Genomic DNA, 24651 nt, shown 5'->3' with positions numbered 1-24651 from the left:
GAGGAAGCGCGCAATGCAAGGTCAAACCCCGGTCATCGAGTACCTCAAAGAGCTGCTGCGAGGCGAGCTGGCCGCGCGCGACCAGTATTTTCTGCATTCGCGGATGTATGCCGACTGGGGCTACACCAAACTCTACGAGCGGATCAATCACGAAATGGAGGAGGAGACCCAGCACGCCGATGTGCTGCTGCAGCGCATCCTCTTTCTCGAAGGCACGCCGGACATGACGCCCGAAGCCATCCATCCTGGGCAGACGGTACCGGAGATGCTGCGCAGCGACCTGGCGCTGGAATACAAGGTGCGCGAGGCGCTGGCCAAGGGCATCGCGTTGGCCGAGGCGCATGGCGACTACCCGACCCGTGACCTGCTGGCCGTGCAATTGCACGACACCGAAGAAGATCATGCCTACTGGCTCGAACAGCAGCTGGGGCTGATCGACCGCATCGGGTTGCAGAACTATCTGCAGGCGCAGGTGTAGGAAAAGCAGCCGGAAGCCGGAAGCTTCAGGCTCGACAACATCCCCCTGACTCCAGATCCTTCAGGATCGGGCAGTCCGGCCGGCCGTCGCCGTGGCAGTGATCGACCAGCTCCTGCAAGGTGTCGCGCAGCCCTGCCAGCTCGGCGATGCGCCGGTTCAAGTCGTCGATGTGTGCACCGGCCAGCGCCTTGACGTCGGCACTGGCGCGCTGGCGGTCCTGCCAGAGGGTCAGCAGCCGGCTCACTTCTTCCAGTGAAAATCCCAGATCACGCGAGCGCTTGATGAAGGCCAGACGGTGCAGGTCATCGTCGCTGTAGCGCCGGTAGCCGTTGGCGTTTCGCCCGGCGGGCGAGATCAGTCCGATGGACTCGTAGTAGCGGATCATCTTGGCCGAGAGGCCGCTGCGGCTGGCTGCCTGACCGATGTTCATACGCGTGCCTCCTGTGCCGGCGCATCTGACGCGGCGCTTGCCATTGCCGGCTTCCAACGTTTGAGCAGTAGCGCGTTGCTCACCACGCTGACGCTCGAGAGCGCCATGGCGGCGCCCGCCACGACCGGGTTGAGAAAGCCGAAGGCGGCCAGCGGAATGCCCACCAGGTTGTAGATGAACGCCCAGAACAGGTTCTGCCGGATCTTGCGGTAGGTGCGCCGGCTGATCTCCAGCGCCGCGGGGACCAGCCGCGGGTCGCCGCGCATCAGGGTGATACCGGCCGCGTGCATGGCCACGTCGGTGCCGCCGCCCATGGCGATGCCGACATCCGCCGCGGCCAGTGCCGGCGCGTCGTTAATGCCGTCGCCGACCATTGCGACCACCGCACCGCCGTTTTTCAACTCGGCGACCGTGGCGGCCTTGTCCGCCGGCAATACCTCGGCATGCACGTCGTCGATACCCAGCGCCCGGGCGACCGCTCGGGCGCTGCCCTGGTTGTCGCCGGTGATCAGGTGGCTGTCGATGCCACGTTCACGCAACGCCACCAGCGCGCCGGCGGCGCCTTCCTTGATGCCATCGCCGAACGCGAACAGGCCGAGAACGCGCCGCTGTGGAGCCGTCTCGATCAGCCAGGAGAGCGTGCGGCCTTCGGCTTCCCAGGCCTGCGCCCGTTCAGCGAGCTCGCCTGGCTGCAGGCCGTTGTCCTCGAGCAGGCGACGGTTGCCCAGGGCCAGCGCGCGACCATCCAGGCGACCCTCGATACCGCGGCCGGTCAGCGAGCGGCTGTCGGCGACCTCATCGAGCGTCAGGTTCATTTCTTCGCAGCGCCCGAGCACCGCGCGGGCCAGCGGGTGTTCGCTGCCGCGCTGCAGGGCGCCCGCCTGGCGCAGCAGCGCCGCTTCGTCGCCCCCGACGGCATGCAGATGGACAATGCGCGGTTCGCCGGAGGTCAGGGTGCCGGTCTTGTCGAAGGCCACGGCGCTGACGCGGTGGGCGATCTCCAGCGCTTCGGCGTCCTTGATCAGGATGCCGTGGCGTGCCGCCACGCCGGTGCCGGCCATGATCGCCGCCGGCGTAGCGAGGCCCAGGGCGCAGGGGCAGGCGATCACCAGCACGGCCACCGCGTTGATCAGCGCGACCTCGGCCGATGCGCCCGCCAGCAGCCAGCCGGCCAGCGTCAGCAGCGCCACGGCCAGCACCGCCGGCACGAACACCTGACTGACCCGGTCGACCAGCTTCTGGATCGGCGCCTTGGCGGCCTGGGCATCCTCGACCAGACGGATGATCCGCGCCAGCACGGTCTCACTCCCCAGCGCGGTGGTGCGCACCAGCAGGCGTCCGTCGCCGTTGATCGCACCGCCCGTGACGCGGTCGCCAGGGCCCTTTGCCACCGGCAGGCTTTCACCACTGATCAGCGCCTCGTCGGCCTGGCTTTCGCCCTCGACCACTTCACCGTCCACCGGAAAACGTCCGCCGGGAACGATTCGCACCAGATCGCCCAGACGCAACTCGGCGAGCGGCACGTCCTGCTCCTTGCCGTCGATGACCCGCACCGCCCGGTCCGGACGCAACGCTTCAAGGGCGCGGATGGCGGCGCTGGTCTGGCGTTTGGCGCGGCTCTCCAGGTACTTGCCCAGCAGCACCAGGGCGATGACGGCCGCGGAGGCCTCGAAGTACAGGTGCGGCATCTGCCCGGGCGGGGTTGCCCACCACAGGTAAAGGCTCAGCCCGTAACCGGCGCTGGTACCGAGCGCGACCAGCAGATCCATGTTGCCGGTACCGGCTCGCACGGCTTTCCAGCCGGCAACGTAGAAGCGTGCGCCGAGCAGGAATTGCACCGGTGTCGCCAGGAGGAACTGCACCCAGGCCGGCAGCATCCAGTGCTGTCCGAACGGCAAGCCGAGCATGGGCAGCACCAGTGGCGCAGCCAGCAGCAACGCCGCGATGACGGTCCAGCGCTCGCGCTGCAGGCGCGCGCCAGGGTCATTGCTGTCTTGCGATTGTGTGTCGGTCAGATGCGCCTCGTAACCGGCGGCTTCCACGGCTTTGATCAGCGTGTCGGCGTCTGGTACGCCGGCGACACTGACACGGGCTCGTTCGCTGGCCAGATTGACCGCAGCACCGCTTACCCCAGGCACCTTGAGCAGCGCGCGCTCGACCCGGCCGGCGCAACTGGCGCAGGTCATGCCATCGATCGACAGTTCGAGGGATTGCAGCGGCACGCCGTAGCCGGCTTTTTCGATCGCCTCGATGAGCGGCGGCAGTGTGGCTTCGCCTGCCTCGATGCGGACCTGCTCGGTGGCCAGATTGACCTGCGCGCTTTCGACCCCCGGCACTTTCTGCAGGGCGCGCTCGACGCGTCCGGCGCAGCTGGCGCAGGTCATTCCGGAAACGGGCAGGTCGAACGTCGTAGCGTGGGCTTGGGTCATGGGAACCTCCTCGTGTCCCACATGATCAACCTTGACCTTATGGGAAGGTCAAGCAGATACGCACTCCAGATTCAGCTTGACCTTGCCCAGGCGGCAAGGTCGAGAATCCAAGGCTCACACCGGAGGAGAAGAACATGCAGCGTTTTACTGTAGAGGGGATGACCTGCGCTCATTGCAAGCGCGCCGTGAGCGAGGCGATCAAGCGACTTGATCCCGACGCGCAGGTACGCGTCGACCTGGGCAGTGGCCTCGTCGAGGCGGACGGCAGGCTGGACGCTGCCGAAGTCCGCAAGGCGATAGAGGAAGAGGGTTACCGGGTCGTGTCCGGCTGAGGTTCAGTCCAGGCTCAGGCCATCGGCGAGCAAGCCCCGGAACAGCGGGTCGATCAGCGCGGCCGGATCTGTCTTGGCGTCATAGAGCGTCGGGTCGCGGGTCCAGTCGGTAAACAGGCCGATCATCAGCGCGTGTACCGACAGAGCCGCCAGGCGCGGCGTCACGCCAGGACGCAGGTGCTTTTCAGCGCAGATCATCAGTTGCTCGCAGGTATCGATGAACTGATCGATGAAGGCGTTGTGGCGCTCCTCGGCCTCGCGCAGCTCGTCGGTGAATTCGCAGCGGTGCAGCAGAATGGTGAGGATGCGCTGCTTTTGCTCGTCGTGACCGAGGGTTTCGATCCCTTCCACGCAGAGATCGCGCAACACCCGCAGGGGTTGTTGTTGGTCACATCGGCTCAGTCGTTCTGCGAGTTGCTCGGGCGGCAGGCGGACCTGGTTGAGCATCTCGTGGAACAGGTGCGCCTTGTTCTCGAAATGCCAGTAGATGGCGCCACGTGTGACCCCCGCCTCGCGGGCGATCTGATCGAGGCTGGTATGGGCCACGCCGCGCTCGAGAAACAGCCGTTCGGCTGAAGCCAGGATGGCGATGCGGGTTTTTTCGGCGTCTTCTTTGGTTCGGCGCATGGACGGTCGTTCAAAAGGTGTCGCCCGGCGTGGTGCCGGGTCAGGTGGCGAATACTGCGAGCCAGACGGCTCGCTCCTGCCCCTAGGGGATTTCCGGGTCGCAAACTTTTCCGCTGCTCATCAGCGTCGTGGTGACGCAACCGCACTGGCGGGGCGCGTGCTTTGGTAGTGCGCGCTCAGGGTAGCGGTCCACAAGAAGCGATCATAGGTTTACAATCGACAGTGTATGTAACAGCATCTTGCGCCCCTGTAAATGTCCAAGCTCAGGCATCGCGTCGGTTCCCCACCGCCATCGCGAGGGGTTTTCCATGTTTTGGAGTAGGCAATGCCTCTGCGGATTCTCTTGATTCTCGGCGCCCTGAGCGCCTTCGGCCCATTGGCCATCGATTTCTACCTACCTGCATTTCCAACAATCGCCCGGGCCTTCGATACCAACGTGGAGCATGTCCAGCAGTCATTGGCCGCCTACTTCATCGGGCTGGCCATCGGGCAATTGCTCTATGGCCCGCTGGCCGACCGCTATGGGCGTCGGCGGCCGCTGCTGGTCGGTGTCACGTTGTTCACGCTGGCTTCGCTGGCCTGCTCGTTCGCGCCGTCGATGGATTGGCTGATCGGTGCACGCTTCGTTCAGGCCCTGGGCGGCTGCGCCGGTATGGTGGTCGCCCGCGCCGTGGTGCGCGATCTATGCGACCCCATGGCCAGCGCCAAGGTGTTCTCGCAGCTGATGTTGGTGATGGGGCTGGCGCCTATCCTGGCACCAGTGGCGGGCGGGCTGCTCTTGGCACACCTGGGTTGGTCATCGATCTTCGTCGCGCTGACCCTGTTCAGTGGCGTCTGCCTGATCGCAGTCACGCTCTGGCTACCGGAAACCTACCCCAAGGGCCTGGCGCCGGCCCCGATATCCGGCGCGCTGGGCCAGTATCGGCGGATGTTCGGTGACCGACAGTTCCTGGGCAATGCGCTGACCGGTGGTTTTGCCATGGCCGGGATGTTTGCCTACATCGCCGGTTCGCCCTTCGTGTTCATCGAGCTCTATGGCGTTGCGCCGGAGCATTACGGCTGGCTGTTCGGCATCAATGCGGCGGGTTTCATCGTGATGGCGCAGATCAACGCACGGCTGATGCGTCTGCGCGGACCGGAGTTCTGGTTGCAGCGCTGGATCCTGGTGTATTTCGTCAGCGCGCTGGCGCTGCTGGTGGTCGCGGCGTTGCGCCCGCCGATGCTCTGGCCGCTCCTGATACCGCTGTTCGTCTGCATTTCCAGCCTTGGCTGCATCCTGCCCAATTCGACTGCCTGCGCAATGGCCGGGCAGGGCGCCAATGCCGGCAGCGCGTCGGCCCTGCTCGGCTGCTTGCAGTTCAGCGCTGCTGCCGGCTTCGCAACGCTGGTCGGGTTGCTGCACAACGGCACGGCCATGCCGCTGGCGGCGACGTTCAGCCTGTGCGGGCTGCTGGCCGTTGCCGTGGTCTACTGGACCGCTCGCGGCCACCGCCTCGCCTAGGTGAGGCGGCGTTCAGGCGCCCTGGGCCAGCGGTTGTCGGGGCAACGGATGAGGCGCGGCAAGACGGCTCTGCAGCAGGTCGACGAAGGCTCTGGCTTCGGCTTCGCTGCGAAAGGACACCTGATGGGTGTTCAGGCGGACCTGCCAGGCGCCGTTGCGGGCTGATCGGTTGGGGCAAACGAGTATGTCCATGGTCCACCTCCAGGAAATGGACCCTGAGTCTAGACGTTGATCCAAGTCCTGCCTTGACTCCGATCAATCGACTTTGGTCTAGCCCGCCAGACGAGCCTCCAGGCTGTTGCGTGCCAGCTGCTCGGCCTGCTCGCGGGTCATCTGCAGAGCCTCGTGCAAGGCCATGAAATTCTCCGTCACGTAGCCGCCGAAATAGGCCGGATCGTCCGAGTTGACCGTGACCTTCACGCCCTGTTCGAGCAGCTGCAGGATGTTGTGCTGGCTCATATCGTCGAACACGCAGAGCTTGGTGTTGGACAGCGGGCAGACGGTCAGCGGGATCTGCTCGTCGACCAGTCGCTCGATCAGTCGCGGGTCTTCCGCGGCGCGTACGCCATGGTCGATGCGGCTCACCTTGAGCAGGTCCAGCGCTTCCCAGATGTACTCGGGCGGGCCTTCCTCTCCGGCGTGGGCGACAGCCAGAAAGCCTTCTTCCCGGGCGCGCTGGAACACGCGCTCGAACTTGCTCGGCGGATGGCCCAGCTCCGAACTGTCCAGGCCGACGGCGAAGAAGGCGTCGCGGTAGGGCAGCGCCTGCTCGAAGGTCTTGAACGCCTCCTCTTCGGGCAGGTGACGCAGGAAGCTCAGGATCAGGCCGCTGGTAATGCCCAGTTGCTCGCGGCCATCCCTGAGCGCGGCGCGGATACCTTCCAGCGCGGCCTCGAAGGGAATGCCGCGCTCGGTGTGGGTCTGCGGGTCGTAGAACGGCTCGGTGTGGATGACGTTCTGCGCCTTGCAGCGTTGCAGGTAGGCCCAGGTGAGGTCGTAGAAATCCTGTTCGGTGCGCAGTACATCGGCGCCGCGGTAATAGAGATCGAGGAATTCCTGCAGGTTGTTAAAGGCGTAGGCGCTGCGCAACGTCTCTACGTCGGCCCAGGGCAGCGTCACCTTGTTACGCTCGGCGAGGGCAAATAGCAGCTCCGGTTCCAGCGAGCCTTCCAGGTGCAGATGCAGCTCGGCTTTGGGCAGGGCATTGAGCCAGTCGTACATGATCGAATCCCCGAGCGTTCGGCAAAGAAGCTCATTCTAACGAGGGGCCGGAGCAAGTCATATGCCAGCGGCGCGTGGGTTTACCTGCGTCCCGTGGCAGTTTGATGACGCGACGGTGAAGTGTCGAAGAAATGATCAGCCGCGTGAAACCCGCTACCGATCAGGCCTCGCGAGGTTATCCAGCAGGTTATCCACAGAGTTTTCCCCGGTTTTCTGGCATAACTGGCGCGACGGCCGGTCGGGCTGATATCACCTTGATAGTTCGGTCTTGTTTCAAAAAAATTTCTACATTTCAGTAAGTTGAGCGACAAATTTCGTCCGCCGCGCAAGCTTTGTTCATTAAGTGAGCAGTTTTGCGCAGGCCCCGCCGTGCCAGTATCTCAGCCACTCATCCAAAGGTTATCCACAATTGGCTCCACAGTATTTGTGGGCAAGGTGCTCTAAACGGAGTCGAACGCGTGAAGGCTGATTTGCCCGCGGCTGATGTCCGCCAGTAGCTGGCGTAGCTCATCGACGCCGGCTTGCGGCAAGGCGATGACCAGCTCCGCGCCTGTGCCATTGAAGTGCTCCTGTTCGAGCTGCGCGCCGAGATCGATCAGGCGCGCCTTCAACAGCGCGAGTTCGGCAAAGGGGCAGTGGCAGCGCCAGCGGCTGAGCGCGACCAACTCGACACGCTCGCCGGCCTGCAGGCATTTGGCCGTCGTACCGCCATAGGCGCGGGCCAGACCACCGGTGCCGAGCTGGATGCCGCCGTACCAGCGGGTGACGACGACCACCACCTGGTCGCAGTCCTGCCCCTCGATGGCGCTGAGCATGGGCCTGCCGGCAGTACCGCCCGGCTCGCCGTCGTCGCTGAAGCGGTACTGCGCACCGACTTTCCAGGCCCAGCAGTTGTGCGTCGCGCTGGCATCGTTCACCTGCTCAATGAATGCCTGGGCCTCGGCGGCACTGGCGACCGGCGCCGCGTGTGCGAGAAAGCGGCTCTTGCGGATGATTTCCTGGTAGTCGCAGGGGGCGGTCAGGCTGAAAGGCATGGCGGTAACGTGGCAAGGATGGGCCTGTAGTTTAACGGTCCTGCGGTTAGCTGGCGTCCGCGCTGCCGCGTCAGGGCAAATCGCCAGGCGAGGACGGCCTGGAATGAGCGTGTCCGATGAGCGATGCCGAGCAGCTGCGAACTCAGGCCAACCAGTCCAGGGTCAGGATCAACCGTCGCCTGCCATCGCTCGGTGGCGACCGATGGACGATCCCGGCGCCCTCGTTGCCTTGCCATTTCTCGCCCTTGAACAGTGCGACGGCACCGGTCCGGAGCTGCTCGATCATCCTCGGCTCAATCGGTTCGGCGGCCGGATCGCCCAGGCGCTGGCGCGGCATCGCCTCTTCGCGCAGCCAGTGGCTGCCCGTCCCGGCATAGGTGGTGATCAGCCTTAACGGCACGTGGTCCACGTGGAAGCGCGGACACATCGCCTTGTCCAGCAGGCGCAGCCTGATACCGACCCGCCTGGCATCGACCAGGCAGGCAAAGGCGTCGGTCAGCCAGGTCACGTCATCGACAAACGCCGAGTAGCCATCCAGGCTGCGATAGGCCGTTGCGAAAGATGCGAGTGTGCTGGAAGTTTCACCCGCTACATCAAGGACCAACGACTCGGCCAGCGGCGCGGCATTGCCCGCGACGGCCTGGCAGAAGGCGCGCAGTTCCGGTGAGAGCGAGCGTTGCCAGACCGCCAGGTTGACTCCCTCGTGCAGGGCTTCGCCGAGCACCGACGGCTCGTCACCGAATCGCTGTTGCGGCTCGAATGATCGTTGCAGCGCCAGCATCAAGCCGCCTCCTCGTGCCAGGGGCCGAACGGATCGGGCAGGCCCAGCCAGGCCTCGCTACCGGCGGCCAGCTCCGTCTCATCGAGCAGGCACGCGTCCAGCTCGGCGGTCAGGCGGGCGAAGTCGATGTTCTGTCCGATGAACACGAGTTCCTGGCGGCAATCGCCAATGTCCTCGTGCCAGTTGCGCATGATCGCCTGCACTCCGTCATCGTCGTCCGGCCACTGGCTGCGCGGAACGAAGCGCCACCAGCGGCCGGCGTAACCATGGCGCATCAGGCCGCCGGCCTGGGACCAGCTGCCGGCTTCCTGCGGCTTGCTGGCCAGCCAGAAGAAGCCCTTGGAGCGCAGCAGGCGGCCGTTGCTCCACTCGCGGTTGAGGAAATCGAAGAAGCGCTGCGGATGGAACGGACGACGGGCGCGATAGGCACTGGAGGCGATGCCGTATTCCTCGGTTTCCGGGACGTGCTCGCCGCGCAGCTCCTTGAGCCAGCCCGGCGCCTCGGCCGCACGGTCGAAGTCGAAACGCCCGGTGTCGAGGATCTTCGCCAGCGGCACCGCGCCCATGCTCATCGGCAGGATCTCGGCCTGGGTGTTCAGGCGCCGCAGGATGGCGGTCAGCTCGTCGCGTTCGGCGCCGGAGATCAGATCGATCTTGCTGATGAGGATGACGTCGGCGAACTCCACCTGTTCGATCAGCAGGTCGGTGATCGACCGCTCGTCGTCCTCGCCCAGGGTCTCACCGCGGCTTTCGAGGCTCTCTGCCTCATGGAAGTCGCGCAGGAAGTTCACCCCGTCGACCACCGTGACCAGGGTGTCGAGGCGCGCCAGGTCCGCCAGGCTCTGGCCCTGTTCGTCGCGAAAGGTGAAGGTCTCGGCGACCGGAAGGGGTTCGGAAATACCGGTGGATTCGATCAGCAGGTAGTCGAAGCGGCCGTCCCGGGCAAGCGTGGCGACCTCTTCGAGCAGGTCCTCGCGCAGGGTGCAACAGATGCAGCCGTTGCTCATCTCGACGAGTTTTTCCTCGGCGCGGTTGAGGCTGACGTCGCGCTGAACTTCGCTGCCGTCGATGTTGATCTCGCTCATGTCGTTGACGATCACCGCGACCTTGCGGCCTTCGCGGTTTTTCAGAATGTGGTTGAGCAGGGTGCTCTTGCCGGCGCCGAGGAAGCCGGACAGCACGGTGACGGGGAGACGGTTATCCATGGGGTCCTCAGGCGTTGCGGTGATGTTTTTCAAGCGCTTCCTGGCGCTCTTTGGCTTCGATGCCCAGCTCGGCGGTGGGCCTTAGCAACAGGCGCTTGAGGCCGATCGGCTCGCCGGTCTCGCGGCACCAGCCATATTCGCCACGGGCCAGGCGCTGCAGGGCCTCGTCGATCTTGTCGAGTAGCTTCTTGTTGCGCTCGAGCACGCGCAGCTGCCATTGGCGCTGCTCTTCGGCGCTGCCCACGTCGGCCGGATCGCTGCTGGGCTCCTGCTCGCGCAGGTCCGCGAATTCGCTTGAGATGCGCTGCTGCAGGTCGCTGCGCTGGGCGAGCAACAGGTCGCGAAAGAACGCCTGTTGCTCGTCGTTCATGTAGTGCCCGGCGGGCTGGGCGATTAGTTCGGCTTCTGTCATGGCGCTCGGTCGACGATGAGTTAATTGTTATAACATAACATTCTGCGGCTCGGTGGCGAATGCTATTTGTTATCCGGGGGAGGTTGAGCCCCGTCGGGGTCAAGACTGGGCGGTCCCCGACCGCTCCCACAAAGCCAAAGCGCGCGGTGGGGAGAGGCGGGGCGGGCACCAGAGCATCGTGCCCTGCGGCCAAGATGGCGGGGCGTCTACGGAACCGGTCTTGACCGCGAAAAAGGGGTGTCGGAGCAATCGCGGTCGAGACTAGGCGTCCCCGACCGCTGCACAAAAAACGACCGTATCAGCAGGCCGCGCCGGGCAGCCCGTGGTAGTTGCGGCCGAAGTAGACCAGCGCGTCGGCGGCGTCGCGCTGGCGCACGGCGAGCACTTCGCAGTAGAGGATGTCGTGGGTGCCGACGCTGGTGCTGTGGCTGATGCGGCAGTCGAACGACACCGCCGCCCCCTCGAGCAGCGGCGCCCCGGTCACGGCGGTGGTCCAGTTGGCAGCGGCGAAACGCTCGGCCATTTCGGTCTTGCCGCCGAACAGGTTGGACAGCGCGCGCTGGTCGTCGCACAGGGTGTTCACGCACAGCGACTGGTGCGCGGTGAACACCGGGTGAACCGAGGCCGAGCGGTTGAGGCAGACCAGCAGGGTCGGCGGCTCGTCGCTGACGCTGCACACCGCGGTCGCGGTGAAGCCGGCGCGTCCGGCCGGACCGTCGGTGGTGACGATGTTGACCGCCGCGGCCATGTGGGCCATGGCGTCGCGGTAGTCGAGCCGGGACACCGGCGCCGGCAGGTCGCGGATCATCTCGAGGGTAGCCAGTTGCATGGACGTTTCTCCATCAGGCCAGTACGCAGGCCTTTTCGAATGGCAATCGCGGCAGGCGGTCGCGCAGCTTGCTGACATCGCCGTAGCCGAGGTTGATCAACAGGTTGGATTTCCAGGTGGTGCCGGCGAAGAAGGCCTCGTCCAGCGCCTTGGCGTCGAAGCCCGACATTGGCCCGCAATCGAGCCCCAGCGCCCGAGCGGCGAGGATCAGGTAGCCGGCCTGCAGCGAGCTGTTGCGCAGGGCGTTCTCGGTGATCAGCGCCGACTGGCCGGCGTACCAGCTGCGCGCATCGGCGTGGGGGAAAAGTTCGGGCAGGGTTTCGGGAAAGTCTTCGTCATAGGCGACGATGACCGTCACCGGCGCGCTCATGGTCTTTTCAAGGTTGCCCTTGGACAGGCAGGGCGCGAGCTTTTCCTTGCCCTGAGGCGTGCGCACGAAGACGAAGCGGCCCGGGCAGCTGTTGACCGCGGTCGGTCCCTGGCGGACCAGCTCGTAGAGCTGGCGCAGCAGGCTGTCGGGTATCTCGCCGGGCAGCCAGTAGCTGTGGGTGCGGGCCTCGCCGAGCAGGGCGGACAGGGCGATGGAGTCGAGCGGAGTGGGCATGGAGGGTTCCTTTTAGACTGCCGTCGCCGTGTCGCGCTGTCGCGCCAGGTGCTCGAGCAGAATTCGGTTGAAGGTGGGCGTGTCGCTGACGCTGGAGGCATGGCCGCCATAGTCGAGCAGTTCCAGACGCGCATCGGGCAAGTGGTCGGCCAGGTGCTGCGAGCGGTTCCAGGGCACCAGCATGTCGTCGCGGTTGGCGATCAGCAAGGTCGGCGTGGTGATGCTGGCGAGCCGGTCTTCGATATCGAAGGCCAGCAGCGCGCCGATGCGCCGCAGGACGTTGTCCTGTCCGGGGAAGTGCGCCAGCGCCTGGGCATCGTCGCGGGCCAGGCGATCGCTGTTTTCGGCGATCCAGGTCGGCGGATAGAGGAACAGCGCCTGGGCCTGGACGAAGGCCGCCGGCCCGCTGTCGCGCAGCAGGTGGGTACGTACCGCGAAGCAGCGCGCACTGTGCGGGTTGGGGCTGCTCCAGGCGTTGACCAGTACCTGGCTCTGCAACAGCTGCGGTCGCATCAGGGCGATCTGCAGGCCGACCAGTCCGCCGAGGGCATGGCCGACGAAATGGCAGCGCGCGATGCCCAGCAAATCGAGCAGCTCGATCAACTCGCGGGCCATCGCCTCGATCGAATACCCCTCGGGGATCTGCGCCGGGCTCTTGCCGGTGCCGAGCTGATCGTAGACCAGCACCCGGTAGTCGTCGGTCAGCGCCGACAGCTGCGGCGTCCAGAACGCGCCGGCGCCACCGAGGCCCGAGCAGAGCACCAGGGTCGGTACGTCCGGCTCCAGGCGCCCATGTAGTTCGTAATGCATGTTGATCCCTCCGCTGGGCGAGTGACATCTGCCCGCCGTTGAAGCCTCGTAGGGCGGGTGAAACCCGCCGCCGTTGAGCTGACGCGACAATCGGCGGGTTGCAACCCGCCCTACAGTGCGCCGACCCGGTCACTTGCCATGTGGGCGATGCTGGCGATCGGTTGGAGGAGGGAGAAAACCTCCGCCGTTGGGCTGGCGCGAGAATCAGCGGTTGTAATCCGCTCTACAAGGCACCGAGCCGATCACTGGCCGACGTGGGCGATGCTGGCGATCTCGATCAGTGCATCGGGTTTCACCAGGCCGCACTGGATGCAATAGCGCGCCGGCTTCTCGCCGGGAAAGTATTCGGCATACACCTCGTTGACCTTCCCGTAGTTGGCCCAGTCGGTGAGCATGATCATGTTGAAGGTCACGTCATCCATGGTGCCGCCGGCGGCCTCGACGACGCCCTTGATGGTTTCCAGCACGTGGCGGGTCTGGGCGGCGGCATCGCCGACGTGGACCACGTTGTTGTCCTTGTCGAAGGGCAGGGTGCCGGCGACGTAGAGGATGCCGTCGGCCATGGAACCGGGCACGTAAGGGGCGAGCGGTTTGCCGGAGCCGGCGGGGATGATCGATTGCTTGGGCATGTCGGTGATTCCTTGCAAGGCATGGCGCGCCGGCGAGGCGGCGCGTTGTCGTTGTGGTTACAGCGCGCGGGCGGTGGCCTCGTCGGCGGCGAAGGTGGCGCAGAAGTCCTCGACGCTGGATACCCAGCCGAAGAACGTTTCGATGTTGTACAGCGCCGCCTGCTGGGCGAATTCCGGCCCGGCCTGGTGTGTGGCATCGGCCAGCACCACGCCGAAATATTCCAGGTGGAAGCCGTCACGCAGGGTCGACTCCACGCAGACGTTGGTGGCGATCCCGGTGAACACCAGGTTGCGGATGCCGCGGGCGCGCAGGGTGCTGTCCAGGTGCGAGTTGAAGAAGCCGCTGTAGCGCGGCTTGGGCACCACGATGTCGCCCGGATGCGGCTTGAGCTCGTCCACCAGCTGGTAGTCCCAGCCGCCCTTGGCCAGCAGCGTGCCGGCCAGCTCAGGACGCTTGCGCATGGTTTTCAGCGCGTTGGACTTGTGCCAGTTGGGCGAACCCGGGCCGCCGGCCTCGACGTAGCGGTCGTCCCAGCCGTTCTGCAGGAAGATCACCTGGATGCCTGCCGCGCGGGCGGTGGCCAATGCCTGGGCGATCTTCTCGATCACCGGCCCCGTGCTCGACACGTCGAAGCCGGCCAGGTCCAGGTAGCCGCCACGGGTCGCATAGGCGTTCTGCATGTCCACCACGACCAAAGCCGTCTCGCTGGCCTTCATCGCCAGCGGCTCGGGGCGCGCCGGCAGCTTCAGCGTCGCGCCGGTCGGGTCCAGGCCGTAGCCGGAAAAGTGTTCGGCGGCATTCATCAGGCGGACTCCTTCAGCGGTTCGATGTGGCGCCGGCTCTGCATCAGCGGCTGGATCTTCTGGCCGAAGGCCTCGACGCCTTCGAGGAAGTCGTCGAAGGTCAGCATCACGCCCTGCATGCCAGGCACCGTGGCGATCTCGTCGAGCATCTTGGCCACGTTGGCATAGGAGCCGACGAGGGTGCCCATGTTGATGTTCACCGCCGAGGTTGGATCGGCCATCTGCCGCACGTTGGTGTCGCTGCCGGAGGTCTTGTCCGCCGCGCCCTGTTCGCCGAGCCAGGCGATGGCTGCCTGGTCGGCGCCCGCCTTGTAGTGTTCCCAGCGGGCACGGGCGGCTTCGTCGGTCTCGTCGGCGATGACCATGAAGAGCACGCAGGAGGTCACCGTGCGCCCGGTCTTCTCGGTGGCCTTGAGCAGGCGCTCGGTGGCCGGGGCGAAGGCGGTGGGCGTGTTCACGCCCTTGCCGAAGCAGAAGTTGTAGTCGGCGTACTGCGCCGAGAAGGCCATGCCGGCGTCCGACGAGCCGGCGCAGATAATCTTCATCTCGGCCTGCGGGATCGGGCTGACGCGGCAGTCTTCCATTTGGAAGTGCTCGCCCTTGAAGTCGCTGCGGCCGGTCGCCCAGAGGTCGCGCAGCACCTGGGCGTATTCGCCGAGGTACTGGTAGCGGGTGCCGAAGAATTCATCGCCCGGCCACAGGCCCATCTGGCTGTATTCGGGCTTCTGCCAGCCGGTGACCAGGTTGACGCCGAAGCGGCCGTTCGAGATCGAGTCGATGGTCGAGGCCATGCGCGCGACGATGGCTGGCGGCAGGGTCAGGGTGGCGGCAGTGGCGAACAGCTGGATCTTGCTGGTGACCGCGGCAAGGGCAGCCATCAGCGTGAAGGACTCCAGGTTGTGCTCCCAGAACTCGGTCTTCCCGCCGAAGCCGCGCAGCTTGATCATCGAGAGCGCGAAGTCGAAGCCGTAGTGCTCGGCCTTCTGCACGATGGCCTTGTTGAGCTCGAAAGTCGGCATGTACTGCGGCGCGTTTTCGGAAATGAGCCAGCCGTTGTTGCCGATCGGGATAAAGACGCCAACGTCCATGGGTGATCCTCTCTGCCAGGTACCTGTGGGGCCGCCTCTCGGGGCGAGCGTTGACAGACCCAGAGCAGGATGCGGGCCATGTTTTGAAAGTGCTTTGCTTTCAGGTGCTTGCAAATTGGTCGGCGCTTGGCGCGGACCAATTGGTCTACTTTAGAGCACCCGTTTTGTGCGCCGGTGCGCACTCATGGGGCGCCACGGCACTTGGCGGGGGCTTGCATGCGCGTGCCTGTCGATGCGTTCTTGCGACTCGTCACCCGCGCGCGCCTTTCCGCTACAGTACCGCCTCCTTGTTGCCGATCCCGACGACCCGTGTCCGACAAAAACCCCGCCAAACGCCCGCCCGCCAAGAGCAAGGCGCCCGCGCCGAAGAAGACCCGTACGCCCAGCGCCGCGTCCCTGCGCCGTCGTGCCGAGCAGATGGAGGCCAAGCGCGCCCAGATCATAGAGGCGGCGCTGGGGCTGTTTTCCCGCTTCGGCCTGCATGGCACCAGCCTCGATCAGGTCGCGAGCCAGGCCGACGTCTCCAAGACCAACCTGCTGTACTACTTCGGCAGCAAGGAGGAGCTCTACGTCAGCGTGCTGCGCCAGCTGCTGGAGGTCTGGCTGCGGCCGCTCAAGGCGTTTTCCGTCGAGCAGGATCCGGTCGAGGCGATCGGCGACTATCTGCGGGTGAAGCTCGAACTTTCCCGCGACCATCCCGAAGAGTCCCGGCTGTTCTGCATGGAAATCATGCAGGGCGCGCCGCTGCTGCTGGGCGAGTTGGAACAGCCTTTGCGTGAACTCGTCGAGAACAAGGTCGCGGTGATCCAGGCCTGGATCGATGCCGGCAAACTGGCCCCGGTCGAGCCCCATCACCTGATCTTCTCGCTCTGGGCCACGACCCAGCACTACGCCGATTTCCGCATCCAGGTCGAAGCGGTTGCCGGCAGGACGCTGGATGACCCGGTGTTTTTCGAAGAGGCGCTGCACAGCCTGCAGTCGCTGATACTCAACGGGGTTCGACCGCGCTGACGGCGCATCGGGCTCCCCTCCAAGGAGTCCGAACCATGGGCAAACCCCTGATCACCTGGCCGCTCGATCGCCGCCGCACCGCCATCATCGTCGTGGATATGCAGAAGGTGTTCTGCGAACCGGACGGTGCGCTGTACGTGCCGGCCACTGCCGTCATCATCCAGCCGATCGCCGCACTGCTCGAATGCGCCCGCGCTGTGGCGGTGCCGATCATCTACCTGCGCCACGTGGTGCGCGGCGATGGCAGCGACACCGGGCGCATGCGCGACCTGTACCCGAATGTCGACCAGATCCTCGCCCGGGACGATCCAGGTATTCAGGTAATCGACGCCCTGAGCCCCAGACCCGGCGACGTTGTGGTCGACAAGCTGTTCTACAGCGGCTTTCACAACACCGATCTGGACACCGTGCTGCGCACCCGGGATATCGACACCCTGATCGTCTGCGGCACCGTCACCAACGTCTGCTGCGACACCACCATCCGCGACGCCGTGCACCGCGAATACAAGGTCATCGCCCTGAGCGACGCCAACGCCGCGATGGACTACCCCGACCTCGGCTGGGGTGCGGTGAGCGCCGCCGACGTCCAGCGCGTCGCAATGACAACCTTCGCCTACGAGTTCGGCGAGGTCACCACGACGGAGGATGTGATTGGGCGGCTGGGTGCCTGTTCGCAGTAGATATTGTTTGAGGAGGGAGGGGGCATGGATGCACTATCATCCACCCCGCTTGACCGCAGAAAAATCAGGATGACGATGCACAAAGGCAGCTGCTTATGCGGAGCGATTACCTACGAGCTGAAGTCAGAGCCTAAGGCTGTCACGCATTGCCACTGCAGGATGTGCCAGAAGCAACACGGCGCTGCCTTCGCTACCTATGCAAGCATTCCGAAATCGGACCTGACGTACCTGTCCGGTGAAAATCTGCTTGTCTCATACAATTCGTCAGCAAGTATCGTGAGGAAGTTCTGCGGCCTCTGCGGCTCGAATATCGAATGGGTAGGCAGCGAGGAATATCCCGACTGGGTTTCATTAACGTTGGCTTCTCTCGATTCGCCTTTCAAACCCAATCGCGTAAAACGTGTACGAGTAGAGTCTCAGGTTTGCTGGCTGCAGCAATGACCTAACGTTGCGCTTTCTCTACGCGCAAGCGTTAGTCCGTGCCGGTCTCGTCCAAACAGCAAACACAAAGGCCGCATGTGGCGGCCCTGTGCGGGGGACTACTTGGGTTCCAGCTGGAGCAGGCGGCCGCTCTTTCCATCCTCGAGCACCCAGATACTGCCGTCCGGGCCTTCTTCGACTTCGCGGATGCGCTCGCCCAGGTCGTAGCGCGCCGCCTCGGTGGCGTCTTCACCGTCGAGGGTGACGCGCACCAGGCCCTTCGATGAAAGGCCACCGATGAAGGCATCGCCTTTCCAGTCGGCGAACCGATCGCCGCCGTAAATCATCAGGCCGGCCGGGGAGATCACCGGCGTCCAGGAAATCTTGGGAGCGATGAATTCAGGACGCGTGTCGTGATTGGGGATCGGGCGCCCATCGTAATGTTCGCCCTCCGAAACTTCTGGATAGCCGTAGTTGCCGCCCCTCTGGATCAGGTTGAACTCGTCGCCGCCTTCGGGCCCCATCTCGTGTTCCCACAGGCGGCCTTCCGCGTCGAACGCGATCCCCAGCGGGTTGCGTTGCCCCAGCGACCATATCTGCGCCGTCACGCCACCCTTGTCGGCGAACGGGTTGTCGGACGGCACGCTGCCGTCGTCGTTAAGGCGCAGAATTTTGCCCAGGGTGCTGTTCATGTCCTGGGCCGGCGTGAACTTCTGCCGGTCCCCCGAGGAGATCCACAGCTTGCCGTCCGGGCCGAAGGCGAGGCGGTGGGCGTAGTGCCCCTGGCCCGACACCTTGGGCGTCTGCCGCCAGATCACTTCCACATCGGAAAGCGAACCGCCTTCGTCCCCGAGCTTCAGGGATGCTCGCGCGACGGCGGCGCCACGGTTGCCACCTTCGCCCTGTTCGGCGTAGCTGAGGTAAATGACGCGATTCTGCGCGTAGTTCGGGTGAAGGATGACATCCCCAAGTCCGCCCTGGCCGCCATAGGCCACTTCGGGAACGCCATCGATGTCATGAGCGTCGCCCGTCTGCACGTCGACGTGCTTGAGCGCGCCGCCTTTTTCGGTGATCAGCGCGGTGCCGTCCGGAAGGAATGACATAGCCCAGGGTTCGGCGAAGGTAGCGCGGGGCGTCGCGCTGAAGGGCCACTGGTCCTGCTTGATCGCCTCGGTTGCTGCCGTTGCGGCGAGCGAGACGAAACCCAGAGCGAGCGTGCTGGCGATTTGCATGGGGATACGCGTCATAACCATCCTCCTCGAAAATAAGGGGACACGTTACTGCGTGGGGCGATGAACCTTGCGCCTGGATTTGTTACCGGGGTTTAAACGTTCAGCTGCTGGCCTGCGTCCGCAACCGGTACTGCCCGGGCGTCATGCCGACCACGGTCTTGAAGTCGTGGATGAAGTGCGCCTGGTCGCTGTAGCCGCAGGCCAGGGCGGTATCCAGCAGCGGCGTGCCCATCTGCAGTTCGCGGCGGCTCAGGGCCACGCGCTGAATGCGGCTGAACTGCTTGGGCGACAGCCCTACCTGGTGGCGGAACAGACGCTCGAGCTGTCGCTGGCCGAGCGGTACTGTTTGCATCAGGTCTGCCAGGCGTGCGTTGCCGCCACTCGCGGCGATCTGGTTCAGCAGTTGCTGCACCGGCGAGCGCTGCTCGCGTGCAGCCGTCAGGCGTGCCAGCAGTTCCTGCTCGACCAGCCGCTGCTGCATGCCCCGGTCCAGTTCGGCCAGCGCATCGATCAGGCTCGTCAGCCGCAGGCCGGGCCCGCCGTCCCCATGTCTTCCATCCCAGTGAAATCCCGAGAGTTCGTCCAGGCCCATGCCGAAGAAGGGGGCGCCCATGCCGGGGCGAAAACGCACGCCCATCAGCTTCACCCGGCCGGCGAGCTGCAGCCGTGCGCTGGACAGCTGCGGGCCGGCGACCAGCGCCGAGGGCCGGTGGAGGATGCCGTCCAGGCTCAGGGGATCGGCGAAGTTGAAGATGACGCCGCTGCCGCCATCGGGATGCAGCATCTGCATGTCGTAGGCGTAGCTCGCATCGCCCTCGATCCACCAGAAGCGTTGCACGTAGGCGGCCAGCGCTGGGCTCGGTGGGCGGGCGAGGACGCCCGGAATACGCGGTAGACGCTCATGCAGTGCGGACATGCTGCCCCCCGCGTTGGAAGATGTCGAAATTCTACAATAGCGCACGCCAGTGGCTGCGTAGGCTGGGCTCCACATCCAAACCAAGAGGAGAGTCCACCATGCGTATGAACTACCAGGCTGCCGCACCCGAGGCGATCAAGGCGATGATGGGACTGGAAACCTACCTGGCCCGCCAGAGCCGCAGCGAAGAAGGCGTCGACAAGCCGTTGATGGAGCTGGTGAAGATCCGCGTCTCGCAGATCAATCACTGCGCCTTCTGCATCGACATGCACACCAAGGACGCCCGCGCTCTGGGCGAGACCGAGCAGCGCATCTATGCCCTGAGCGCCTGGCGCGAGACACCGTTCTTCACCGACCGCGAGCGTGTCGCGTTGGCCTGGGCGGAGGCCAACACGCTGCTGCCGCAAGGCGTCGAGCAGACGCTGTTCGACGAGGCGCGCCGGCACTTCTCCGAGCCGCAGCTGGCCAACCTCACCCTGGCGGTGGCGGCCATCAACGCCTGGAATCGCTTCGGTGTGTCCTTTGCGCCGGTGCCCGGCAGCTACCAGCCTGCCTGAGTGGCAACGACGGGAGCCGTTCGGCCTCATCGGGTCGGGCGGCTCCCCACGTGTCGCTGGCGAAACCGGCCCGCGGCAGCGAGATCGACGGATGGAGCGGCTGTTGGAAAGGAATTTCTTTAACTTTACTGTCGAAAAGGTGTCCGTCAGGTATAGCAAGCCGGAGGAAATGAAATGTTGCAGGCCAATCACGGCGTTCAGTTACCGCGAGGCGGCGTTGCTGTAGATTGGACGGCCCTTAGCAACGATCCTTTTGGCTCATGACCCTCCTGATAGCGTTCGCTGTCTTATCCATCCTGGTTTCCTTCATCTGTTCGATCCTGGAAGCCGCACTGCTCTCGCTCACGCCCAGCTTCATCGCGCACCAGAAAGCCACCAGGCCCAAGCTTTACGAGCGGCTAAAGGTGCTCAAAGACAAGGTCGATCAACCGCTTGCCGCCATCCTGACGCTCAATACCGTTGCCCACACGGTCGGCGCGACGGGCGTAGGCGCGCAGGTCACCGTCGTGTTTGGCAACGGCTACGTCGGTATCGCGTCCGCCGTGATGACCGTCCTGATCCTGGTGTTGTCCGAAATCCTTCCCAAGACCATCGGCGCCCGCTATTGGCGCTCCCTTGCGCCCTACTTGCCGCCCGTTCTGAACGGCATGATCTGGATGTTGAAGCCCTTCATCCTGCTGTCCGACATGATCATGCGCCTGTTCGGCGGGAAGGAGCCCGAGCATGACATTCGCCAGGAGATCAAGGCGCTGACCGTGCTTGGCCGCGAAACGAAAAGCCTCGACGAGGATGAGCAACGCGTCATCAGCAACATTTTGGACCTGCACGAGGTCAAGGTTCGCGACGTCATGACGCCGCGCACGGTGTGCCATTACACCTTGCCTGACGCCACCATCGGCGCCTTCAAGGAGAAGGTCGCCGACAGCCAGTTCTCGCGCTATCCAGTGATCGGCGAGGACGAGAGCCCGCTCGGCGTGGTCTTCCGCTATGACGCGCTGGCGGCGGCCGATGACGGCGCGCCGGTGTCGTCGATCATGAAGCCATTGAAGGTCGCACCGGAGACGACCAGCGTCGAAAGCCTCATGACCCAGCTGCTGCATGAGCGCCAGCACATGTGCCTGGTCTATGACGAGTTCGGTAGCTGGCGAGGGCTGGTCACGCTCGAAGACATCATGGAGACCATCATCGGCAAGCCGATCATGGACGAAACCGACGACATCCCGAACATGCGCCGCTTCGCCAAGCGTCGCTGGGATCACCGGGTCAAGAGCGCCCGCGACAGCTGATCGCGGGTTGGTCGGCGGGGCGTTGGCAGATCCGCCGCTCGGCCCCGCCTTCCGCCGAACGTAGGGTGGAAAACCGCGAAGCGTTTTCCACCACCACCTGCCTGGAGCATTGCCGCTCGTCCAGGCCGCCACCATTGCCGTACGGACCGGGGTGTCGTGCGGAAGTCCACCGACGACCATGGCGGTCGTCGGCTTTGCCGGTGGGGAATGAATCGCCTACTGGTCGCGCGTCACTCGCCACACGGTGTTCGCCAGATCGTCGGCAACGATCAGGGCACCGCGTGGGTCGACCGTCACGCCGACCGGGCGGCCGCGCGTCTTGCCGTCCTCCGTGCGGAAGCCCGTCACGAAGTCGATCGGCTGGCCCGAGGGGCGTCCGTTGCTGAACGGCACGAAGATTACCCGGTAGCCAACCGGCTCCTTGCGGTTCCAGCTGCCGTGCTCACCGACGAACACACCGTCGGCGAACTGCTCGCCCATGGACGGCTCGGAGAAGTCCAGGCCCAGGGCGGCGACGTGGGACCCCAGCGCATAGTCCGGCGTGATCGAGGCCGCGACCTTTTCCGGATCCTGCGGCCGTACGCGCGGGTCGACGTGCTGACCCCAGTAAGCGTAGGGCCAGCCGTAGAAACCGCCTTCGCGAACCGCGGTGAGATAGTCCGGGACCAGGTCCTCGCCAATCTCGTCCCGCTCGTTCACCACCGCCCACAACTGCCCGGTTCCCGGCTGAATCGTCAACGCGGTGGGATTGCGCAGGCCGGTCGCATAGGGTTTGTACAAGCCGGTCTCGGCGTCGATCTGCCAGACCAGGGCGCGATCCACCTCGGCCTCCATCCCGCGCTCGGTGATATTGCTGTTGGAACCGATGCCGACGTACAGGAAGCGCCCGTCCGGGCTGATGGTCAGCGCCTTGGTCCAGTGATGGTTGATCTCCGAGGGAAGGTCCGTGACCTTGGTCGGCGGGCCGCTGGCCTCGGTCTGCCCCTCCTGATAATCGAAGCGTACCAGCGCATCCTGATTGGCCACGTAGAGGTTGCCCTCATGCAGCGCCAGCCCATATGGCGCGTTGAGGTCATCGGCGAACACCGTTTGCACCTCGTAGGTGCCGTCGCCATCGGCATCCCGCAGCAAGGTCAGGCGATTGCCGCTTTCCACCGACGTGTTGCCCCGCGCCTTGATGACACCGGCGATCACATCCTTCGGCTTGAGATTCGGTGCACTACCGCCCCGGCCTTCCGCCACCAGAATGTCCCCATTGGGCAGGACAAGCGTCTGGCGCGGGATCTTCAGGTCGGTCGCGATCGCCGTAACGGTGAAGCCCTGCGGTACCGTCGGCGTCTCGTCGCCCCAGGGCGTCGGCTCGGCAATCGTCATGCTGGGCAGCAGCCCCCGCTCGGGCTCACCGAGCTTGGGATCGGGGCCGTACTGCTGGGCGATATCCTGCCCCTCGCCACCGCAGGCCGCGAGAAATACGGCCATCGTCAGGACGGTTACTGCGCTCGAATGCTTCATGCCGCACCTCCTGCACGCCGGTAAGTGAGACCGATCCACGTCGCCGCGCAGGCCAGCACGGTGACGATCACCGACAGAACCAGGCCTGCCGGCATGGTGGCCCAGGCATCCTTGGCGTGCTCGAGGGCATTGATGAAACCCAGCACCCAGGCTGCCAGCAGCAGCAGGACGTAAATCAGGGGGCGCCCCGTCTTCTGCTTGGCCCGGATCAGATTGACCAAGGCGAACAGCAGCGCCAAGCCACAGAAAACCAGGCCTCCGGCAATCAGCCAGGAGGAGAAATTGTTCCACTGGATCTGGTAACTGCGAAAGTAGGCGATATCGCTCAGCAAGGCGCCGAGAAACAGGGGAACGGTCCCGGCAAGCAGGGTCGCATGCAGCGGCCCCGGCCGGCTTCGGTAGGTGCGGTGGGTAGTTGCGGTCACGGCAGTTCCTCGTCGCTGGGCGGTCTGGCCTGATGCCGTTGCAGATGCGTGGCCGCCAGGCTCGCGCTGAATGTGCCTAAAAGAGGATCGTGTCGCAGGGGGATAAGTTCAGTCGTAGGTGGGCAAGGCCGAGGGTTTGGACCGGGGGCGTATGCTGCAGCTAACGGAGGTTGAGTGGTCACTGGCAGAGTGCGACGCGCCGGCTGGCGGCGGGCCAATCGATTGATGGTTTGGCCGTTTCGAAGTTGGGAAAATAAATCTGCCCTCTTTTTCCGTCCCCTTTTCCCCTTTAGCCCGTCCCAGCGAGCGCAGCTAGCGATTAGAATTATTTTGTTAGGCGAAGTGCTCACCTATATATGGCTTTAGTAGTGCTGCTGCGTAGGATAGGGATAATGCAATACACAGAATAATCGTAATAAAAACCAGTGAAAGAAATTTGCTGCCACCAAAACGCACACGCCACCACCATCGAAAATTGAGTAATCCGATAAGAATAAATGGAACAGTGGTTAGTGTAATTGCTACCCCGATTGTCGTTTTGGGCTCCGTAACTAGAAGCGAAGAAAGCGTTAGCAATACAGCCATAATTGCTTTGTTGCGACGATCAGTCGTCGGGTTGTGTAACGGGATCGGTTTCATGTTTTGCCTAACGATTAAGTTAAGGGGCCGGCTTTAGCCGGTCCCAGTGAGCGAAGCGAACGATTTGAGCGCATTGCTAGCCGTTTACTGGTTTCAGATTCTTTCCCAATTTGTGACCACAGCCCAAGTGCAGAAAGATATGGCAGAAATGGTAAAGGATATTACCTGCAAAGGTAATAGTCGATGAATCCATGCGCCGTAAAAATTCGCCTTTGAGCGCAGGCTATCAATCTCTTGTTGTGCTCTTTCTTGGTATTTGTAGCGAGCTATACGTGCGGTGAGTCGAGCATCACGAAGGCGCGCCAGCACTGTGATGCTACCAAGAAGTAATGAGGACATAGCCAGAAAGCCGCCGGCCGAAAATAGACACGGCCAATCGATTGTCTTTGCTTTGTTGTCGAGAAGGATAGTTACCTGCAGGGCGAGAATAGCAGCCGAATATGCTAAGAAGTGTGAGTTAACAGCGGTTCTACTTTCTCTTGCGTATCCTTGCCAGCGAATCATTGCTTCTCTGGTGAACTCTTTAGACTCTTCCTTTCCTGTTTCTGTACTCATGACTACTTCCTTGTTGGTGGCTAACGTTTGGTTAAGGGGCCGGCTTTAGCCGGTCCCGAGTGAGCGAAGCGAACGGCTTGAAGGCTGTAATGGACTCTCCCCGCACCACGTTTCTTCTATAACACCGTGGTGACTGTTCGCTGGGAGAGGTGCGATGAAACGCATAGCAGTTGATTTGGCCAAGTCCGTTTACCAGGTTGCCGA

The 24651-nt window shown here is 64.1% G+C and carries 28 protein-coding genes; 8 read left to right on the top strand and 20 right to left on the bottom strand.

Annotated features, from left to right (window positions below; genetic code table 11):
- Nucleotides 1-13: 13 nt before the first annotated feature.
- Nucleotides 14-478, top strand: coding sequence for a bacterioferritin (gene bfr / locus G7026_RS19170; protein ID WP_138408517.1), 465 nt, complete (start codon nt 14-16; stop codon nt 476-478).
- 25 nt (nt 479-503) lie between these two features.
- On the opposite strand, the gene cueR is transcribed toward bfr, so the two are convergent.
- A complete protein-coding gene (gene cueR, locus G7026_RS19165) occupies nt 504-908 on the bottom strand; it encodes a Cu(I)-responsive transcriptional regulator (protein WP_181072545.1) in 405 nt (134 codons plus the stop codon).
- The gene (locus G7026_RS19160; protein ID WP_181072543.1) at nt 905-3337 is read right to left on the bottom strand and encodes a heavy metal translocating P-type ATPase; all 2433 of its coding nucleotides are present in this window, start codon (nt 3335-3337) and stop codon (nt 905-907) included. The genes cueR and G7026_RS19160 overlap by 4 nt, the downstream gene beginning before the upstream one ends.
- 134 nt (nt 3338-3471) lie before the next feature.
- On the opposite strand from G7026_RS19160, the gene G7026_RS19155 reads away from it, so the two are divergent.
- Nucleotides 3472-3669, top strand: coding sequence for a heavy-metal-associated domain-containing protein (locus tag G7026_RS19155; protein WP_181072541.1), 198 nt, complete (start codon nt 3472-3474; stop codon nt 3667-3669).
- Nucleotides 3670-3672: 3 nt separating this feature from the next.
- Here G7026_RS19155 and G7026_RS19150 read toward each other — a convergent pair whose 3' ends face one another.
- Nucleotides 3673-4296 carry a TetR family transcriptional regulator gene (locus G7026_RS19150; RefSeq protein ID WP_181072539.1) on the bottom strand — a complete coding sequence of 208 codons (624 nt, stop codon included), beginning with the start codon at nt 4294-4296 and terminating at the stop codon, nt 3673-3675.
- Nucleotides 4297-4621: 325 nt separating this feature from the next.
- Between G7026_RS19150 and G7026_RS19145 the strand changes: the two genes are divergently transcribed.
- On the top strand, nt 4622-5797 hold the full coding sequence (locus G7026_RS19145; RefSeq protein ID WP_181072538.1) for a multidrug effflux MFS transporter: 1176 nt from the start codon (nt 4622-4624) through the stop codon (nt 5795-5797).
- Nucleotides 5798-5809: 12 nt separating this feature from the next.
- Here G7026_RS19145 and G7026_RS19140 read toward each other — a convergent pair whose 3' ends face one another.
- From G7026_RS19140 to rutA, 12 genes are all read right to left on the bottom strand, one after another.
- A complete protein-coding gene (locus G7026_RS19140; RefSeq protein ID WP_181072537.1) occupies nt 5810-5989 on the bottom strand; it encodes a hypothetical protein in 180 nt (59 codons plus the stop codon).
- Nucleotides 5990-6067: 78 nt separating this feature from the next.
- Nucleotides 6068-7018 (bottom strand): adenosine deaminase, encoded by a 951-nt coding sequence (locus G7026_RS19135; RefSeq protein ID WP_181072535.1) that lies wholly within the window; start codon nt 7016-7018, stop codon nt 6068-6070.
- Nucleotides 7019-7458: 440 nt separating this feature from the next.
- Nucleotides 7459-8052 carry an IMPACT family protein gene (locus tag G7026_RS19130; protein WP_181072533.1) on the bottom strand — a complete coding sequence of 198 codons (594 nt, stop codon included), beginning with the start codon at nt 8050-8052 and terminating at the stop codon, nt 7459-7461.
- A gap of 142 nt (nt 8053-8194) precedes the next feature.
- Nucleotides 8195-8833 (bottom strand): DUF1826 domain-containing protein, encoded by a 639-nt coding sequence (locus G7026_RS19125; protein ID WP_181072531.1) that lies wholly within the window; start codon nt 8831-8833, stop codon nt 8195-8197.
- On the bottom strand, nt 8833-10038 hold the full coding sequence (gene zigA / locus G7026_RS19120) for a zinc metallochaperone GTPase ZigA (protein WP_181072529.1): 1206 nt from the start codon (nt 10036-10038) through the stop codon (nt 8833-8835). Before zigA ends, G7026_RS19125 begins: the two co-directional genes overlap by 1 nt.
- 7 nt (nt 10039-10045) lie before the next feature.
- Nucleotides 10046-10450: an RNA polymerase-binding protein DksA gene (gene dksA, locus G7026_RS19115; RefSeq protein ID WP_181072527.1), complete on the bottom strand. Its 405-nt coding sequence runs from the start codon at nt 10448-10450 to the stop codon at nt 10046-10048.
- 298 nt (nt 10451-10748) lie between these two features.
- Nucleotides 10749-11279, bottom strand: coding sequence for an NADH-dependent FMN reductase RutF (gene rutF / locus G7026_RS19110; protein ID WP_181072525.1), 531 nt, complete (start codon nt 11277-11279; stop codon nt 10749-10751).
- 13 nt (nt 11280-11292) lie between these two features.
- Nucleotides 11293-11883 carry a malonic semialdehyde reductase gene (locus G7026_RS19105; RefSeq protein ID WP_181072524.1) on the bottom strand — a complete coding sequence of 197 codons (591 nt, stop codon included), beginning with the start codon at nt 11881-11883 and terminating at the stop codon, nt 11293-11295.
- A 12-nt stretch (nt 11884-11895) separates the two neighbouring features.
- Entirely contained in the window at nt 11896-12693 is a 798-nt protein-coding gene (gene rutD / locus G7026_RS19100) for a pyrimidine utilization protein D (protein WP_181072522.1), read from the bottom strand.
- A gap of 242 nt (nt 12694-12935) precedes the next feature.
- The gene (gene rutC, locus G7026_RS19095; RefSeq protein WP_181072520.1) at nt 12936-13322 is read right to left on the bottom strand and encodes a pyrimidine utilization protein C; all 387 of its coding nucleotides are present in this window, start codon (nt 13320-13322) and stop codon (nt 12936-12938) included.
- Between the two features lie 57 nt (nt 13323-13379).
- On the bottom strand, nt 13380-14126 hold the full coding sequence (gene rutB, locus G7026_RS19090; protein ID WP_181072518.1) for a pyrimidine utilization protein B: 747 nt from the start codon (nt 14124-14126) through the stop codon (nt 13380-13382).
- The gene (rutA, locus tag G7026_RS19085; protein WP_181072516.1) at nt 14126-15214 is read right to left on the bottom strand and encodes a pyrimidine utilization protein A; all 1089 of its coding nucleotides are present in this window, start codon (nt 15212-15214) and stop codon (nt 14126-14128) included. The genes rutB and rutA overlap by 1 nt, the downstream gene beginning before the upstream one ends.
- 309 nt (nt 15215-15523) lie before the next feature.
- Between rutA and rutR the strand changes: the two genes are divergently transcribed.
- The 3 genes from rutR to G7026_RS19070 are packed head-to-tail and all read left to right on the top strand — an operon-like array spanning nt 15524 to nt 17346.
- Entirely contained in the window at nt 15524-16225 is a 702-nt protein-coding gene (gene rutR, locus G7026_RS19080) for an HTH-type transcriptional regulator RutR (protein ID WP_308811817.1), read from the top strand.
- A gap of 35 nt (nt 16226-16260) precedes the next feature.
- Nucleotides 16261-16905 carry an isochorismatase family cysteine hydrolase gene (locus G7026_RS19075; protein ID WP_181072512.1) on the top strand — a complete coding sequence of 215 codons (645 nt, stop codon included), beginning with the start codon at nt 16261-16263 and terminating at the stop codon, nt 16903-16905.
- 24 nt (nt 16906-16929) lie between these two features.
- A complete protein-coding gene (locus G7026_RS19070; RefSeq protein WP_258190357.1) occupies nt 16930-17346 on the top strand; it encodes a GFA family protein in 417 nt (138 codons plus the stop codon).
- Nucleotides 17347-17444: 98 nt separating this feature from the next.
- Here G7026_RS19070 and G7026_RS19065 read toward each other — a convergent pair whose 3' ends face one another.
- Together G7026_RS19065 and G7026_RS19060 are read right to left on the bottom strand one after the other, a co-directional pair.
- Nucleotides 17445-18572, bottom strand: a complete 1128-nt coding sequence (locus tag G7026_RS19065) for a PQQ-dependent sugar dehydrogenase (protein WP_181072510.1) — start codon at nt 18570-18572, stop codon at nt 17445-17447.
- An 85-nt stretch (nt 18573-18657) separates the two neighbouring features.
- The gene (locus G7026_RS19060; RefSeq protein WP_181072508.1) at nt 18658-19473 is read right to left on the bottom strand and encodes a helix-turn-helix transcriptional regulator; all 816 of its coding nucleotides are present in this window, start codon (nt 19471-19473) and stop codon (nt 18658-18660) included.
- Between the two features lie 98 nt (nt 19474-19571).
- Here G7026_RS19060 and G7026_RS19055 point away from each other — a divergent pair, with 98 nt between their 5' ends.
- Entirely contained in the window at nt 19572-20030 is a 459-nt protein-coding gene (locus G7026_RS19055; RefSeq protein WP_181072506.1) for a carboxymuconolactone decarboxylase family protein, read from the top strand.
- Nucleotides 20031-20290: 260 nt separating this feature from the next.
- The gene (locus tag G7026_RS19050; RefSeq protein WP_181072504.1) at nt 20291-21316 is read left to right on the top strand and encodes a CNNM domain-containing protein; all 1026 of its coding nucleotides are present in this window, start codon (nt 20291-20293) and stop codon (nt 21314-21316) included.
- A gap of 216 nt (nt 21317-21532) precedes the next feature.
- On the opposite strand, the gene G7026_RS19045 is transcribed toward G7026_RS19050, so the two are convergent.
- From G7026_RS19045 to G7026_RS19035, 3 genes are all read right to left on the bottom strand, one after another.
- Nucleotides 21533-22828 (bottom strand): PQQ-dependent sugar dehydrogenase, encoded by a 1296-nt coding sequence (locus tag G7026_RS19045; RefSeq protein WP_181072502.1) that lies wholly within the window; start codon nt 22826-22828, stop codon nt 21533-21535.
- The gene (locus G7026_RS19040) at nt 22825-23253 is read right to left on the bottom strand and encodes a DUF2231 domain-containing protein (RefSeq protein ID WP_181072500.1); all 429 of its coding nucleotides are present in this window, start codon (nt 23251-23253) and stop codon (nt 22825-22827) included. Before G7026_RS19040 ends, G7026_RS19045 begins: the two co-directional genes overlap by 4 nt.
- Before the next feature lie 732 nt (nt 23254-23985).
- A complete protein-coding gene (locus tag G7026_RS19035; RefSeq protein ID WP_181072498.1) occupies nt 23986-24447 on the bottom strand; it encodes a hypothetical protein in 462 nt (153 codons plus the stop codon).
- Between the last annotated feature and the right edge of the window lie 204 nt (nt 24448-24651).

The sequence above is a fragment of the Stutzerimonas azotifigens genome (genome assembly GCF_013522725.1).
Taxonomy (GTDB): Bacteria; Pseudomonadota; Gammaproteobacteria; order Pseudomonadales; family Pseudomonadaceae; genus Stutzerimonas; species Stutzerimonas azotifigens_A.
The sequence above is the reverse complement of the archived record's forward strand: the minus strand, read 5'-3'. Positions and strand labels throughout refer to the sequence as shown.

Excerpts from the sequence above, each read along its gene's own strand:
- bfr (WP_138408517.1), top strand. The coding sequence starts at position 14 with ATGCAAGGTCAAACCCCGGTCATCGAGTACCTCAAAGAGCTGCTGCGA.
- cueR (WP_181072545.1), bottom strand. The coding sequence starts at position 908 with ATGAACATCGGTCAGGCAGCCAGCCGCAGCGGCCTCTCGGCCAAGATG.
- G7026_RS19160 (WP_181072543.1), bottom strand. The coding sequence starts at position 3,337 with ATGACCCAAGCCCACGCTACGACGTTCGACCTGCCCGTTTCCGGAATG.
- G7026_RS19155 (WP_181072541.1), top strand. The coding sequence starts at position 3,472 with ATGCAGCGTTTTACTGTAGAGGGGATGACCTGCGCTCATTGCAAGCGC.
- G7026_RS19150 (WP_181072539.1), bottom strand. The coding sequence starts at position 4,296 with ATGCGCCGAACCAAAGAAGACGCCGAAAAAACCCGCATCGCCATCCTG.
- G7026_RS19145 (WP_181072538.1), top strand. The coding sequence starts at position 4,622 with ATGCCTCTGCGGATTCTCTTGATTCTCGGCGCCCTGAGCGCCTTCGGC.
- G7026_RS19140 (WP_181072537.1), bottom strand. The coding sequence starts at position 5,989 with ATGGACATACTCGTTTGCCCCAACCGATCAGCCCGCAACGGCGCCTGG.
- G7026_RS19135 (WP_181072535.1), bottom strand. The coding sequence starts at position 7,018 with ATGTACGACTGGCTCAATGCCCTGCCCAAAGCCGAGCTGCATCTGCAC.
- G7026_RS19130 (WP_181072533.1), bottom strand. The coding sequence starts at position 8,052 with ATGCCTTTCAGCCTGACCGCCCCCTGCGACTACCAGGAAATCATCCGC.
- G7026_RS19125 (WP_181072531.1), bottom strand. The coding sequence starts at position 8,833 with ATGCTGGCGCTGCAACGATCATTCGAGCCGCAACAGCGATTCGGTGAC.
- zigA (WP_181072529.1), bottom strand. The coding sequence starts at position 10,038 with ATGGATAACCGTCTCCCCGTCACCGTGCTGTCCGGCTTCCTCGGCGCC.
- dksA (WP_181072527.1), bottom strand. The coding sequence starts at position 10,450 with ATGACAGAAGCCGAACTAATCGCCCAGCCCGCCGGGCACTACATGAAC.
- rutF (WP_181072525.1), bottom strand. The coding sequence starts at position 11,279 with ATGCAACTGGCTACCCTCGAGATGATCCGCGACCTGCCGGCGCCGGTG.
- G7026_RS19105 (WP_181072524.1), bottom strand. The coding sequence starts at position 11,883 with ATGCCCACTCCGCTCGACTCCATCGCCCTGTCCGCCCTGCTCGGCGAG.
- rutD (WP_181072522.1), bottom strand. The coding sequence starts at position 12,693 with ATGCATTACGAACTACATGGGCGCCTGGAGCCGGACGTACCGACCCTG.
- rutC (WP_181072520.1), bottom strand. The coding sequence starts at position 13,322 with ATGCCCAAGCAATCGATCATCCCCGCCGGCTCCGGCAAACCGCTCGCC.
- rutB (WP_181072518.1), bottom strand. The coding sequence starts at position 14,126 with ATGAATGCCGCCGAACACTTTTCCGGCTACGGCCTGGACCCGACCGGC.
- rutA (WP_181072516.1), bottom strand. The coding sequence starts at position 15,214 with ATGGACGTTGGCGTCTTTATCCCGATCGGCAACAACGGCTGGCTCATT.
- G7026_RS19075 (WP_181072512.1), top strand. The coding sequence starts at position 16,261 with ATGGGCAAACCCCTGATCACCTGGCCGCTCGATCGCCGCCGCACCGCC.
- G7026_RS19070 (WP_258190357.1), top strand. The coding sequence starts at position 16,930 with ATGGATGCACTATCATCCACCCCGCTTGACCGCAGAAAAATCAGGATG.
- G7026_RS19065 (WP_181072510.1), bottom strand. The coding sequence starts at position 18,572 with ATGACGCGTATCCCCATGCAAATCGCCAGCACGCTCGCTCTGGGTTTC.
- G7026_RS19060 (WP_181072508.1), bottom strand. The coding sequence starts at position 19,473 with ATGTCCGCACTGCATGAGCGTCTACCGCGTATTCCGGGCGTCCTCGCC.
- G7026_RS19055 (WP_181072506.1), top strand. The coding sequence starts at position 19,572 with ATGCGTATGAACTACCAGGCTGCCGCACCCGAGGCGATCAAGGCGATG.
- G7026_RS19050 (WP_181072504.1), top strand. The coding sequence starts at position 20,291 with ATGACCCTCCTGATAGCGTTCGCTGTCTTATCCATCCTGGTTTCCTTC.
- G7026_RS19045 (WP_181072502.1), bottom strand. The coding sequence starts at position 22,828 with ATGAAGCATTCGAGCGCAGTAACCGTCCTGACGATGGCCGTATTTCTC.
- G7026_RS19035 (WP_181072498.1), bottom strand. The coding sequence starts at position 24,447 with ATGAGTACAGAAACAGGAAAGGAAGAGTCTAAAGAGTTCACCAGAGAA.